The organism is Streptomyces otsuchiensis, from assembly GCF_004305975.1.
Taxonomy (GTDB): Bacteria; Actinomycetota; Actinomycetes; order Streptomycetales; family Streptomycetaceae; genus Streptomyces; species Streptomyces otsuchiensis.
In genome coordinates this window covers 1-13970 of record NZ_BHZI01000158.1, presented here as the reverse complement: position 1 = coordinate 13970, position 13970 = coordinate 1, and the positions used below count along the sequence as shown (strand labels likewise).

Below are 13970 nucleotides of genomic sequence, written 5' to 3'. Positions count from 1 at the left end.
GCCGTGTGACGCGTTCGGCGTGGGCGGGCCGGGTGCGCGACGCCTGTGACGGAGCCGCCCGGATCGCGCTGCGCGTGGACTCCCCGGAGGCCGCGTCTCCCGAGCTCGGGCGAGCGATCAGAGAGTTCCTGGCGACCGCCCCGGAGCCGGTCCCGTCGGCCCTGCCGCTGGACGGCGACGGTGTGCGGGCGGCGGCTCGTGTGGGGACCGGCCGCCAGGAATGGGGCTCCCCGGCCGGGGAGGCGGCGGTGCTGCTGTACGCCGTCACCGGCGTCTCCCGGGTCCGGACGCCACCGGCCGGGGCCGACGGCGGCGCACCTCCTCCGGAGACGGTCGAACTCCGCCCCGGAGCAGCCGTGTTCTGTCCTCCGGGCCATCGGTTCGAGGACGACTCCGGCGACGCGGTCACGGTGCGGCTGGCGCTCACCCGCGCACGGTCGTCCCCCGGGTTGGGTGCCCTGGTACGCGCGTTCCTCTACGAGCCGGGCCCGCGGTCACTGGTCGCGGACCGCACCGGCGACCTGCCGGACGTCGCGCTGCTGGTGCCCCCGGAGGAGGCCGGGCCGGTGCTCGGCGGGGGCCTGCCGCCCGTGCTACGCGTCGTCCTCGCCGATGTGCGCTCGGCTGTGACGCCCGAGGCCGTGCGCGAACGGGCGGCGCTGCTGGCACGGTGGCGCGAAGCCGGAGGTCAGCCGTGATCTGCCAGGCACCTTCCTCTGGCTTATGCCAGCGAAAGGTGCCTCCCGACTGCCAGTCGATGGATATCCATTCATTTCACAATGTTTAAACACTCCTCATGGCATCCAAAGAATTCCACGCTCATATCTGGCGGATTCACCATCCGGTCTCCTAATCTCGTCGCTGCAATTGCAGGACGGGACGCCGTCCGCAGCACGCGTCACCCGGATCGATCCACGCGCAGTCCTTCGCGCCGCCCGGGCGCGAGTCACAGCCACGACAGGAGGACCGTCATGACCGTTGTGCAGGAAGAGCGTTACGAGGACGTCAGCGAGGCTCTGGAGCTGACGATCGGTGACCTGGAGGAGACGGTGGACACCGGCGCCGCCACCACCAGCTGCCTCAGCAGCATGTACTGCTTCTGACGCACAGCGGGTGCCGTCCCCGCCGGGGGCGGCACCCCGTGCGGCGACAGGACGTTCACCACAGCCACCGGAGCCAGCGCGATGAACGCTTCCGACCTCCCGGCCGGGGCCGGTGACCTCCCCGGCGCCGAAGCAACCGACGCACCCGAGGCGTCCGACGCACCCGAGGCAACCGACGTAGCCGCAGCAACCGGCGTCCCCGGCACGCCGCTTCCGCCCTTCGCCGCCCTGCCCCCGTGGACCGAACCCGGTCCGGCCGGCACCGTCCGGCTGCTGGCCGCCCCGCCGGGCGCCTCACCGGCAGACCCGGAGGCCGCCGCCACCCTGCGCCGGACCCTCGACCAGCCACGGTACGACCCGCTCCACGCGATGCTGCGCCAACTGCGGCAGTGGGCCCCCGCTGCCGCCGCCCGCCACCCGGGGCTGCTCGCCGCCGGGCTGCTCTCCCCCGACAACGCCGCCTACTTCGGGCCGTTGATCAGCGAGGTCACCATCTCCTGCGGGCTCGCCGAGCCCGCCACCGCCCGGCGCTACGCCGAGCTGCGCCGTACCCAGTGGGAACGGTTCACCGAGACCTTCCTGGACCGCGCCGCCCGCGACCTGGCCGCACCACCGGGCGCCGACCGACCGGGACCCCACGGCCCGGACGGCACACCGGTCATCACCGGCCTGCGCGCCCACGGCGAGGAGACCCACAACGGCGGCCGGCGCGTCCTGTGCGTCACCCTCGGCGACGGGCGCCGCCTCGCCTACAAACCACGGCCCGCCGACGGCGAACGGCTGCTGCTGGACGACCGCGACTCGGTCTTCGCCCTGCTCAACTCCGCCCCGGCCGCCTCCGGTTCCATCCGGCTGCCCACGCTGACCGTCACACCGGGAAGCGGCGCCGACGGCGACCACTACAGCTGGCAGCAGTGGATCGACGACCCTCCGGACCGTACCGCGCTGCGCACCTCCCCCTACGGCTGGAAGCTGACCGGTCCGGTACTGCCACCGGAGGAGGCGAACCGCTTCTGGCACGAGGCCGGTTCGCTCACCGCCGTCTGCTTCGGGCTCGGCGTCGGCGACCTCACCGGGGACAACGTCATCGCCGGCGTCCGCCCGGGAGAGGACCGGCTGCGGCTGTGGGCGGTGGACACCGAGGTCTGTCTCAACCTCCCCAAGCGGCTGGCCGGCACCAGCCTGATCCACCACCCGTCACTCGGCGGCACCCACCACTGCGGACTGGAGTCCTCCGGCCACTGGTGCGACCTCGGGGGCTCCCCGTTCGTTTGGGCCGAAGCACCCGGCGGCAGATGGCAGTTGGAGCGCCGCGAACGCTCGGCGACACGCGACCGGACCCGGACCCTCGTCGGCGACACCGAGGGCCGCCTCGGCTACGGGCCGTACCTCCCGGCGATGCTCCGCGGCATGTTCGACGCCTGGACACTGCTGTGCCGCAACACCGGGCGACTCGGGGAGTTCCTCGCGGGGCGGCTGCCCGGCAGCGTCGTACGCCACATCCCGCAGGACACCGACACCTACCATCTCGCCCTGCTGCGTCACTGGGGACTGCCAGGACGCGAGCCGGACAGCGCCTTCGAACCGGCGCCGGACGAACTCCTCCAGTTCGACCGGGGCGATGTGCCGTACTTCTACCGGAGGTTGCCCGACGGGTACCGGCCGTCGGCCGCCGACTCCCCACCGCCACCCGGACCGCACCACCCCGGGACCGACCCCGCCGCCGGACCGCTGCTACGGCTGGCCGCTGCCGGTGAGACGGCCGAGCGAGCCTGTGAACTACCGCTTGCGACAGTGCCGTTGGCACCGGTCGCGGCCACCGCTCGTGGTGACTGGCCCACACTCAGCCGCCTGGGCGTCGCCCTGCGGGACGCCGTCGAGTACGCCTTCGACGACCTCACCGCCCAACTGGCCGCCCCGGCCGCCGCTCTCGCGGGCCCGATCGAGATCGACAGCTCCGAGCACGGCGTCCGGATCTGCGCCGAATCCCCCCAGGAGGGGCTGGTCAGCTTCGACTGGCCGCGCACCGGCCGCCGGATCACCTACCAGTGGGGCGGCGACACCGTGCGGCTGCGCATCGACGAGCTGACCGCCCGGCCACCAAGGCTGGAGCCCACCGAACGCGGCACCTTACGGCGCCGGTTGCTCCGCCTCGACCAGGTGGACACCGCGCTGCGCACCCCCTGGGCACAGGGCGGCTTCACCGACACCGTCGCCGCCGAGCGGCTGGAGAAGCTCACCGCCACCGGACTGGAATGGCTGCGATCGGTGGTCGACCGGCACGGCTGGCCGGGACGCGGACTGGTGGGCGCGGAGGCCGCCGGCGCCGCCTGCCGACTGCTGCAACACGTCGAAGGCGAGACGGAGTTCCGCCGCCACTGCCTGAAGCTGGTCGAAGAGGCGGTGGAGCGCGGCGAGATGCCGCCCCGGGACATCGCCTATCTCACCGACACCCTGCGGCTGGCCGAGGGCCGAAAGCAGCTGTACGGAACCAAGTTCGAACGGCGCGACGGCATGCTGCGCCCGCGGCCGCTGGAAGATCCCGACGGGGTCGAGCAGCGCCGTGCCGCGCTGCGGATGGAGTCCCTGGAGGAGTACGCGCGTCTGCTGCGGGAGCGCTTCCCCGACCCGCGCCAGGCCCACCGGACGGGAGAGGGACCACATGACACACCATGACCGCGCCGCCACCGGGGCCGCCACCGCAGGCGCCGGCGGAGCCGCGACCATCACCGCGACACCGGCCGCCGACGCCCACCACACGGACTGGGCGGGGTTCGTGGCGCACCACTGGAACACCGCACCCGTCCGGCTCACCGGAACGACGCCTCCGCTGGGACTGGCCGGCTGCCACGACCTGCTGGTCCGGGTGGCCGAGCCGTTCCGCGCCGGGACCCGGCTCCGGGTCCCCACCGTCGTCAGCTTCGACACCACTCGCGGCCGGCTGCGCGCACCGGGCCCGCTGCTGCCGGCCAACGACGGCGACGGCACCGACCACCGGGCCGCCGGATATCTGGACCGCGTCAGCTCCGCACTGGCGGGCCGTGGCTGGCTGCTGGCCGCGGCCAACCCGCTGCGCGCCGACTTCCGGAGCTGGGCACGGGTCCGGGACCAACTCGCGGTGCTCTGGCGGGAACACGGCTGGCCGGTGACACCGGTGAGCACCGAGATCACCGCCGGAAGCGACTACCCGCGGCCGGGCGGGGACGCGCCCGGCCCCGGCCCGGCCGTCCTGCTGTGGGTACTCAGCGGCTCGCTCCGGGTGCGGTTCCCCGCGTCCGCCGCCTCTGCCGCCTCGGCGCCTCGCACCGAACTACGGGGCGTGGCGGGCGACCTGCTGCACTGGCCCGCCGGCCCCCGCCCGGACGAACTGCACGGCGAGAACTGCGTGACGCTGCGGATCGCGGTACGGAGCGACGCGGCCCACGCCGACGAGCTGGTCCGCGAGCTGCTGCACGAGGCGGGCGGGCGGCTTCCGGAGTACGGGGACGGGGACGGGCGACCGTGCCTGCTGCACGAGGAGCCCCCGCGCCCGCCCGGCGAGCCGGTGACGGTGCTGGACGCCACCGCCCGGGTCGGTGAGATCGTCGGAGAACTGGCCCACGGCGCGGCGGTGGAGCGCGCGTTGCTGCGGAACTGGGCCGCGCGGCGCTCGGCGGCCGGACTCGATCCGGCTCCGCCGCCCCGTACCGCCGTCCCCCTCGGCGTGCGGGACCGGGTGCGGCTGGTGTGCGAGGTGACGCGGATGCCGACGGGCGACAGGGCGCGGTCGCTCTGGGCCGCCAACGGCCACGCGTTCACCGTCGGCGGCTCGGTGGCCGACCGGATTCTCACGGCGCTGCCGTCCGAGCGTGCCCGCACTGTCACCGAGGTGGCCGACGCTGCCGGGCCGGGGACGGCGCCGGGCGACGTGCGGGCCCTGATCGGCGCCCTGCACCGCGTCCGGGCGGTCGACGTCACCCCCGCGAGCCCCTCCGGCGACTCCGGTGCCCCCTGCGACGACGCTGCCGACGCCTCCGACGGCTCCGACGACGAGGTCACCGAAACGAGAGTGGAAGGCGGTACCCCCCGATGAGAGTGCTGAACCGGACCGTGGAACCGGCCGTCCTCCCCTCGCCGCGCGCCGGCGAGTCCTGGGCCGCCTTCTGGGACACCTTCGCGACGGAGCACTGGGACCGTGGACCGGTCGTGGTGCGGTGCCTCACCCGGCCACCGTTCACCGGCCCCGAGACCTTCGAGGCGGCGGCAGCGGCCTGCTCCGGACCGGAGCGCGCCGCGCTGGCACTGCCGCAGCTGACGGTGGGCCGCGACCAGCAGCACGATCCGGAGGCCGCGCTGCCACGCGCGGACGACCGGTCCCTCGACGGCTACGAACGCCGCATGGCCTCCCAACTCGGCGGCGAGCGTTACGCGTTGGTCCTCTCCCGGTTCCACACGCACGCCTTCCCGCTGTGGCGGCGGCAGACGAAGTTCTTCGCACCGCTGTGGCGGCGCACCGGCCGCCCGTTGGGCGGCACCATCACCACCATGTTCCACGGCACCTACGAGTCCAGCCCGGTGGGCGTCCACAAGGACCGCTTCGCCACCTTCATGTTCGTACTGCGCGGCAGCAAGCGGATGCGGATGTGGCCCGCGAGGCCGTGGACCGAGAACGTCAGCACGATGCCCGACTACGACGCGCACCGGGACGGCTCCCTGGTGATCGAGGCGTCCGCCGGGGACCTCGTCTACTGGCCCTCGTCGTACTACCACGTGGGCGAGTCCGCCGGCTCCGGTACCGCGTCGACCAGCGTCAACGTCGGCGTCGCGCGCGAGGAGCACCAGGCCGAGTTCGACCTGGTGCGCTTCCTGGACGGCCACGAGGCGCAGCCGCTGCCGGTACCGCCCTCTCCGCCGACCGACCCGCCCCGCCCTCTGCTGACGGCCGGCGGGACGGACGGCGTCCTGGGCGTGCCGGCGGAGCTGGCGGCTGCCCTCGGCCGGCTGCGCGACGCGACCGGGCCCGGCGCGGTGCGACGGCGGGTCGCCGGGCTGTCCGTCCAGGAACGCACCTCCGGCGGCTTCGCCCCCGTGCCGCCACCGGCGACCGGCCTGCCGGCCCCCGCGCTCACCGCTCGGGTCCGTGCGGTGACGCCGGTGGTGTGGACGGAGTGCGACGGGGTCCGGCTGTACTCGGCGCACGGGCACGTCGCGGTGACGACGCTGCCGGGTACGGCGCTGGCGACACTGCTGGACCGGCTCGGCGGCGGAAGCCCCCGCCGGGCCGCCGAGGTCCTGCACGGCCTGCCCGCGGAGGCCGGCGACGTACTGGCCCGGCTCGCCACGTTCCGGGCGCTCGACACCCGGCCCGCCGGGCGCTGACCGGCGACGGCACGCGTGAGGGGCGTGGCCCGCGGGTTCACTCACCCCTGCCGGCCACGCCCCTCACGCACCGCCGGCCGCCCGGCGGCAGGCGGTTCGTTCAGCTGTCGCGGCGCCGCTCGTCACCCTCGGTGCCTTCGGTGCCGTCGGTGCCGTCGGTGCCGTCGGTGCCGTCGGTGGCATCGGTGGCATCGGTGGCATCGGTCGCCGCCGGGCCGTCGGACTCGGTGTCCGCCACCGCCGGGGCGTCGGCGGGCTCACCCTCCGGCTGCTTGGCCTCGCCGTCCACACCCTCATCGGCGTCCTTGGCCAGACCCAGTTCCTGGACCAGCCACTTGTCGAACTCGATCGAGGCGCGGATCCAGCTGACCGTCGACGACACGTAGTGGTCGAGCGCCACACCGGTGCCGATCAGCATCTGGATCTCGCCGATCAGGCGGACCGTGCCGTCGTCGTGGGTGTGGGTGTAGACCTTCGGCCACAGCGTGCGGCGGTTCCACTCGTTGATGGTCTCCAGCAGCCGCGGCTTGTCCTCGATGCTGTGCTGCCGGTCGTAGAAGGTGCGGACGGAGAAGATCCGCTGGGCCTCCTCGCCACGGAACATGAAGTAGGTGCGGAAGTTCTCCCAGGGGGCGACAAGGTCGCCTTCCTTGTCGACCACGTACTTCAGCTTCATCTGCTCAAGCAGCTGCTTGACCAGGTCCGCGTCGGGCTTGATCGGACCGAGCGGCTTCTTGGCGGCCGCCGGCTTCTTCGGCTGCCCTCCGAAGCTGGGGATCGAGGACGGGTCGACAGACACGGGAGGGGTCCCTTCGTATGAGGCTTCGGACACCCATCCTCTCTCATGGGGCCCCCGACCTGACAACCCGCGCGGAAGGGTCCGCGCGGGCCTCTCGATCAGCCGCTCCGGCGCCGGCCCGGCCGGTGGATGCCCCTGGGGGCGGGGTGGGAGCGGAGGAAGACCCCGCCCCCACCGTGCCCGTCCTCGGTCAGCCCACGCGCTCGACGCGCAGGCCGTCCTCCAGGGCGATGTCCACCCGGACCGTGTCGCCGTCCCGGACCTCGCCGGAGAGGATCTCCCGTGCCAGCCGGTCACCGATGGCGGTCTGCACCAGGCGGCGCAGCGGACGGGCGCCGTAGGCCGGATCGTTGCCCTCGGTGGCGAGCCACTGGAGCGCCTCGGGGGTGACGTCCAGGGTGAGGCGGCGGTCCCGCAGCCGGCGCTGGAGGGCGTCGACCTGGAGCTGCGCGATGCGCGCCAGCTCGTCGCCGCGCAGCGCCTCGAAGATCACCACGTCGTCCAGCCGGTTCAGGAACTCGGGCCGGAACGCCGAGCGCACCGCCGCCATCACCTGCTCGCGGCGGCTCGCCTCGTCCGCGGACGGGTCGAGCAGATGCTGGCTGCCCAGGTTGGAGGTGAGGATCAGGATGGTGTTGCGGAAGTCGACCGTGCGGCCCTGGCCGTCGGTGAGACGGCCGTCGTCGAGGACCTGCAGCAGGATGTCGAAGACCTCGTGGTGCGCCTTCTCCACCTCGTCGAGCAGGACCACCGTGTAGGGGCGGCGCCGGACGGCCTCCGTCAGCTGGCCGCCCTCCTCGTAGCCGACGTACCCGGGAGGGGCGCCGACCAGCCGGGCGACCGAGTGCTTCTCGCTGTACTCGCTCATGTCGATGCGGACCATGGCCCGTTCGTCGTCGAAGAGGAAGTCGGCGAGGGCCTTGGCGAGTTCGGTCTTGCCGACGCCGGTCGGCCCGAGGAAGAGGAACGAGCCGGTGGGGCGGTCGGGGTCCGCGACACCCGCGCGCGAGCGGCGCACCGCGTCGGAGACGGCCCGCACGGCCTCGGCCTGGCCGATCAGCCGCCGTCCCAACTCCTCCTCCATGCGGAGCAGTTTCTCGGTCTCGCCCTCCATCAGCCGCCCGGCGGGGATACCGGTCCAGGCGGACACGACATCGGCGATGTCGTCCGGACCGACCTCCTCCTTGACCATGGTGTCGCGGGCCGCGGCCTCCTCCTCGGCGCGCGCGGCCTCCTCCAACTCCCGCTCCACGGTCGGGATCTCGCCGTAGAGGAGCTTGGACGCGGTGTCGAAGTCGCCGTCGCGTTCGGCTCGTTCGGCCTGACCGCGCAGCTCGTCGATCCGTTCCTTCAGCTCACCCACCCGGTTGAGGGACTGCTTCTCCTTCTCCCAACGCGCCGTCAGCTGCCGCAACTCCTCCTCGCGGTCGGCGAGATCGGCGCGCAGCCGGGCGAGGCGTTCCTTGGAGGCGGTGTCCGACTCGTTGGCCAGCGCCAGCTCCTCCATCCGCAGCCGGTCCACCGAGCGCTGCAACTCGTCGATCTCGACCGGCGAGGAGTCGATCTCCATCCGCAGCCGGGACGCGGCCTCGTCGACCAGGTCGATCGCCTTGTCCGGCAGGAAGCGGGAGGTGATGTAGCGGTCGGAGAGCGCGGCGGCGGCGACCAGCGCGCTGTCGGCGATCTGCACCTTGTGGTGCGCCTCGTAGCGGCCCTTGAGGCCACGGAGGATGGCGATGGAGTCCTCGACCGTCGGCTCGGCGACCAGGACCTGCTGGAAGCGGCGCTCCAGCGCGGGGTCCTTCTCGATCCGCTCGCGGTACTCGTCGAGCGTGGTCGCGCCCACCATCCGCAGCTCGCCGCGGGCCAGCATCGGCTTCAGCATGTTGCCGGCGTCCATGGCGGAGTCGCCGCCCGCGCCGGCGCCCACCACGGTGTGCAGCTCGTCGATGAAGGTGACGACGCGGCCGTCGCTGTCCTTGATCTCGGCGAGGACGGTCTTCAGCCGCTCCTCGAACTCGCCGCGGTACTTGGCGCCGGCCACCATCGCGCCCAGGTCCAGCGAGACCAGCCGCTTGTCGCGCAGCGACTCGGGGACGTCGCCCTTGACCATGCGCTGGGCCAGTCCCTCGACGACGGCGGTCTTGCCGACGCCGGGCTCACCGATCAGCACCGGGTTGTTCTTGGTCCGGCGGGAGAGCACCTGCACGACGCGGCGGATCTCGTGGTCCCGGCCGATGACCGGGTCGAGCCGGCCCTCGCGGGCGGCGGCGGTGAGGTCGGTGCCGAACTTCTCCAGCGCCTTGTAGCTGCCCTCGGGGTCCTCGGAGGTGACCCGGCGGCCGCCACGGGCGGACTGGAAGGCGGTGGCGAGCGCCTTGTCGGTGGCGCCCTGCCCGCGCAGCAGCTCGGCGGTCTGCCCGCCCTTGGCCGCCAGCCCGGTCAGCAGGTGCTCGGTCGAGACATGGCTGTCGCCGAGCTCGCGGGCGCGCTGCGCGGCGTCGGCGATCACGGCGAGGAGTTCACGGTTGGGCTGCGGCTTGGCGACGGACGCGCCCTGCACGCTCGGCAGCGCGCCGAGCAGCCGTTCCGCGCCGCCGCGCAGCGCCGCCTGGTCGGCGTCGACGGCCGCGAGCAGGTCCTGGATGTTCTCGTTGTCCTCGCCGGACAGGAGGGCGAGCAGCAGATGGGCGGGGGTGATGTCCGGATGCCCATCCGTGAGCGCCCGGTCGTTTGCGGCGCTGATCGCGTCCCGGCTCCGATTGGTCAGCTCGGCGTTCACGTGCGGTCGCTCCTCCTTGCCGAAAGTCGCCTATACAAAGTTGAGTCTAGAGCACTCAAGAACATTTTGCATGCGCCGCACCCGCCCGTCCACCGGGCCTCCGCTGACCGGGCGAGCCCGGCGAGCCCGGTGCCCGGCCGCTCGTCGGCGGGGCGCATGACCCGCGCCCGCACCCCGTGCTCCTATGCTCAGCGCATGGCTCTCGACGTGCGGAACCCCGACCCGGACTACCTCTCCTTCTGGCGCGAACGCCATGTCTGTACCCTGACCACGCACCGCAGGGACGGCTCACCGCACGTCGTACCCGTCGGCGTCACCTACGACCCCGACGCGGGCCTCGCCCGGGTGATCACCGGTGGCCACAGCACCAAGGTCGCCAACGTCCGGGCGGCCGGCGAGGCGGGCGCACGGGTCGCGGTCTGCCAGGTCGACCGCGCCCGCTGGGCCACCCTGGAGGGCGTCGCCACCGTCAACGACGACCCGGAGGCCGTGGCGGAGGCGGTACGCCGGTACACCGAGCGCTACCGGGAACCGCGCGTCAACCCGGACCGGGTCGTCATCGAGATCGCGCTCGACCGCGCCATGGGGCGCGGCTGACCAGGGGCGTGTCCCTCTCAGCCAAAGCGGCGCGGCCCCGTCAGTTCACGTAGACCCAGCCGGCCAGCGTCTCCGGTACCGCGTCCGGGACATCACACGTGCCCTCCGCCGGGCACGGTGCCCGGCCGCCGCCGAAGACCACCAGCGCGTCACCGGTCCACCCCACATACGGCCCGGACAGCCGGTCGCCCTCCTCCAGCGGCAGCCGCGGAACCTCGGCCCAGCGGTCCGCCGCCGGGTCGTAGGCCCGGCCGGGAGCCAGCGCCACGTCCCCGGTCCACCGGTAGCCGATCCGGTCCGCCGCGTCGTCCCCGGCGGACGGCGGACCGGCCAGCTCCCGCCAGCGGTCTGCCGCGATGTCGTAGGCGTGCGATCCGCCGTCGTCCAGGAACAGCACCGTGCCGCCGGCCGCGACCCCGGCGGAGGACCGGCCGACGCCCGGCCGGGGCGGCGCGGCGGCCCGGGTCCACTCCCCGCTGCCGGGCGCCAGCACCCAGATCTCCGAACCGTCGCCCGAGACGGCCACGACGCGCTCGGGTGCGGCGACGAGCGACACCGTGCCCGGTGCGGCCGGGTCGCCCTCCCGGGCGTCCGGGTCGTCCTCGCGGGCCTCCTGGTCGTCCTCCCGGACCTCCGGGGCCTCCGGGGCCGCGTACGGGCCCGGGTCGAGCAGGCGTGTCGTGCCGTCGGCGGGGTCCACGGCCACGACTCCCGGTTCACCGGAGTCCGTGGTCACCGCGTAGGAATGCCCGATGATCAGCTCCCCACCCGCGACGACCGCCGTGTGCGGCGGCTCCCCCACACCGGCATCGGCCGTCAGCTTCCCCTCGGACAGGGGAATTCCCCGCCAGGAGTCCGCGACCGGGTCGTACGCGAGCAGTCCGCCCACCGACCCGTCCCCCGGGCCGTGGCCGCCGTGACCGGAGGTCGCCGTCACCGGCCCGAACAGCACCTCGCCGCCGTCCCACTGCGCGAACCCACCCGGCGCCAGAGCCAGACCGCCGGGCGGCGCGGCCATCGGCAGCCACTCGCCCGACGGCGTCCAGACCGCTCCGTCGGTCAGCGGCTCGCCGTACCGGTACGCCTCCCCGCCCTCCGCCGCCACCCCACTCCACACCACCAGGCGGTCGCCCGCCCAGACCGTGCCCGTCCCGAACCGTTCGCTCAGCGGCGCCGGGGTGATCTCCTCCCACACCCCACCCGCGTGCGGAGAGTCCTCCGGCTCCGCCGAGCCCGGCCAGTCCAGCCACACCAGCGCCAGGCCGGTGGCCAGCCAGGCCGCCGTGATGCCCGCGAGGACCGCGGTGCCCCGGCGGCGGCCGGGGCGCCGGGCCCGGCCGTCACCGGCGGCACCACCGGCGTCGTCCACCGGCTCCCGGTCACCTCCGGTGCCGTGGCCGTCGTCCACCGTGTCCGCGCCGCTCCCGCTCATACCGGTTGAGACGAGCGGGACCGAAGCCCAGTTCCGGGGCGCCGGACGCCGTGTCCCGGGGCGCGGCGGCGCCCCGGGCGCGGGCCACGTCACCGAAAGCGGTGGACGGCCAAGCCGCGCCGCGCCTACGCTGTTCGCGATGAGCAGCCCCGAGGCATCCAGACGCCGGCCACCGGTAGTGCGGTGGCCGTCCGCGTCGTGCCCTCGTGCCGCCTCCCACTGAGGCCGCGCGCTGACGCGCCGCGTTCTTCTCCCACCCCGCCGCCGGACCGCCGGGTAGCCCACGGGCCCCCGGGCGCGATGCAGCGCGGCGCGGATTCCACCTTCAGGCAGCCGGGTTGACGCCCACGCCTCGACGGCGCCCGCCCGCCGGGCTCCGCAGCAGCTGACCGTCCCCCGCGGCCACCGCCTCCCCCGGGCCGGCGCGCCGTGCGCGGCGGATCACGGACGCGCGCCCACCGGACCCTCCGTCCGCCCCGGCCCACCGCCCTCCGGCGCCGATTCCCCCTGTCCACACGCCCGTTGACGCTTGCCTCCGCCTGCCTGGCGGCGGCCCGACTCAGGGAAGACCACCCGTGCCACTAGTCATCTACGTACTCGGCCTGGCCGTGTTCGCCCAGGGAACATCCGAGTTCATGCTCGCCGGCCTGGTGCCGGACATCGCCGAGGACCTGGGGATCTCGATCCCCGCCGCCGGTTCGCTCACCACCGCCTTCGCGGTAGGAATGATCGTCGGAGCGCCCCTGATGGCGGCGGTCAGCCGCCGCTGGCCGCGCCGCCGGGCGCTCCTCGCCTTTCTGCTGACGTTCGTCGCCACACATGTCGTCGCCGCGCTGACCTCGGAGTTCGCGGTGCTGCTCGCCGCCCGCACGGTCGGCGCGCTCGCCAACGCGGGATTCCTCGCGGTCGCCCTGTCCACCGCGATCGGCGTGGCCGGGCCGCAACGGACGGGACGGGCCACCGCCGTCCTGCTCGGCGGGGTCACCGTTGCCTGTGTCGCCGGCGTACCCGGCGGAGCCGCCCTCGGCCAACTCTGGGGCTGGCGTTCGGCGTTCTGGGCCGTGGCGCTGATCTCGCTGCCCGCCGTGGCCGCCGTGGCCCACTCCGTACCGTCGGGCCGGGGCGAGACCGGACAGCGGCCGGTCGCGGTCCGCGCCGAACTGCGTGCCCTGCGAACACCGTCACTGGCCCGGTCGCTGGGGCTCTGCGCCCTCAGCAGCGGCGCGATGTTCTGCACCTTCACCTACCTCGCTCCGCTGCTGACCGGCACCAGCGGACTCGACGCCTCCCGGGTGCCGCTGGTACTGGGCCTGTTCGGGCTGGGAGCCTGTGCCGGAACCGCCGTGGGCGGCCGCTACGCCGACCGCAGGCCGGGCCGCTTCCCCTTCACCGTCGCCCTCGCGCTCGGCGCGGGCTGGACCGCACTCGCGCTGCTGGCCACCGAACCGGTGGCCGTCCTGGTGCTGGTGACCGTGCAGGGCGCGCTGTCGTTCGCCACCGGGACCGTGCTGATGGCCACCGTGCTGGGCCAGGCAGGCGACGCGCCCACCCTCGGCGGCGGCTTCGCCACCGCGGCGTTCAACGTCGGCGCGGCACTCGGGCCGGCGCTCGGCGGCCTGGTCATCGGCGCGGGCCTGGGCTACCGGGCGCCGGTCTGGGTCAGCGCGCTGCTCACGGCGCTGGCCTGCGCGGCGGCAGCCCTGTCCTCCCGCCCCAGCCCGGCGACGGATGCGCCGGACCCAGGCCCAAGGCCGGACCCCGACCCGAGGCCACACGCCGCCGGACACTGAGCGGGTGAACAGCGCGGGGTGAGCGACGGCGGCCGAGGCCGGGCGCCGTCACCCACCCCGCGCTGTTCACCCGCTCAGTGTCCGGCGGCGTGTGGCCTCGGGTCGGGGT

The 13970-nt window shown here is 74.2% G+C and carries 9 protein-coding genes and 1 pseudogene; 7 read left to right on the top strand and 3 right to left on the bottom strand.

Going from position 1 to position 13970, the window contains the following annotated elements; all coding sequences use genetic code 11:
* From E0D90_RS26615 to E0D90_RS16160, 5 genes are all read left to right on the top strand, one after another.
* Positions 1-698: hypothetical protein (locus tag E0D90_RS26615; RefSeq protein WP_438827405.1), on the top strand; the 698-nt coding region annotated here is incomplete at its 5' end.
* A 273-nt stretch (positions 699-971) separates the two neighbouring features.
* Complete coding sequence (locus E0D90_RS28330) at positions 972-1103, top strand: hypothetical protein (RefSeq protein ID WP_265415956.1); 132 nt, start codon at positions 972-974, stop codon at positions 1101-1103.
* Positions 1104-1184: 81 nt separating this feature from the next.
* Positions 1185-3779 carry a DUF4135 domain-containing protein gene (locus E0D90_RS16170; RefSeq protein ID WP_130798979.1) on the top strand — a complete coding sequence of 865 codons (2595 nt, stop codon included), beginning with the start codon at positions 1185-1187 and terminating at the stop codon, positions 3777-3779.
* Positions 3766-5175, top strand: coding sequence for a hypothetical protein (locus tag E0D90_RS16165; RefSeq protein ID WP_130798977.1), 1410 nt, complete (start codon positions 3766-3768; stop codon positions 5173-5175). Before E0D90_RS16170 ends, E0D90_RS16165 begins: the two co-directional genes overlap by 14 nt.
* Positions 5172-6461 carry a JmjC domain-containing protein gene (locus E0D90_RS16160; RefSeq protein ID WP_130798975.1) on the top strand — a complete coding sequence of 430 codons (1290 nt, stop codon included), beginning with the start codon at positions 5172-5174 and terminating at the stop codon, positions 6459-6461. The genes E0D90_RS16165 and E0D90_RS16160 overlap by 4 nt, the downstream gene beginning before the upstream one ends.
* Positions 6462-6717: 256 nt before the next feature.
* On the opposite strand, the pseudogene E0D90_RS16155 reads toward E0D90_RS16160, so the two are convergent.
* A pseudogene (locus E0D90_RS16155) lies at positions 6718-7260 on the bottom strand (YbjN domain-containing protein); the annotation flags it as partial.
* Between the two features lie 190 nt (positions 7261-7450).
* Positions 7451-10042, bottom strand: a complete 2592-nt coding sequence (gene clpB / locus E0D90_RS16150; RefSeq protein WP_130798973.1) for an ATP-dependent chaperone ClpB — start codon at positions 10040-10042, stop codon at positions 7451-7453.
* Between the two features lie 195 nt (positions 10043-10237).
* Between clpB and E0D90_RS26610 the strand changes: the two genes are divergently transcribed.
* Complete coding sequence (locus E0D90_RS26610) at positions 10238-10639, top strand: pyridoxamine 5'-phosphate oxidase family protein (RefSeq protein ID WP_157996873.1); 402 nt, start codon at positions 10238-10240, stop codon at positions 10637-10639.
* A gap of 40 nt (positions 10640-10679) precedes the next feature.
* Here E0D90_RS26610 and E0D90_RS16140 read toward each other — a convergent pair whose 3' ends face one another.
* Positions 10680-12071 carry a Kelch repeat-containing protein gene (locus E0D90_RS16140; RefSeq protein ID WP_157996872.1) on the bottom strand — a complete coding sequence of 464 codons (1392 nt, stop codon included), beginning with the start codon at positions 12069-12071 and terminating at the stop codon, positions 10680-10682.
* 575 nt (positions 12072-12646) lie between these two features.
* On the opposite strand from E0D90_RS16140, the gene E0D90_RS16130 reads away from it, so the two are divergent.
* Positions 12647-13861: a Cmx/CmrA family chloramphenicol efflux MFS transporter gene (locus E0D90_RS16130; protein WP_130798965.1), complete on the top strand. Its 1215-nt coding sequence runs from the start codon at positions 12647-12649 to the stop codon at positions 13859-13861.
* Positions 13862-13970 lie beyond the last annotated feature (109 nt).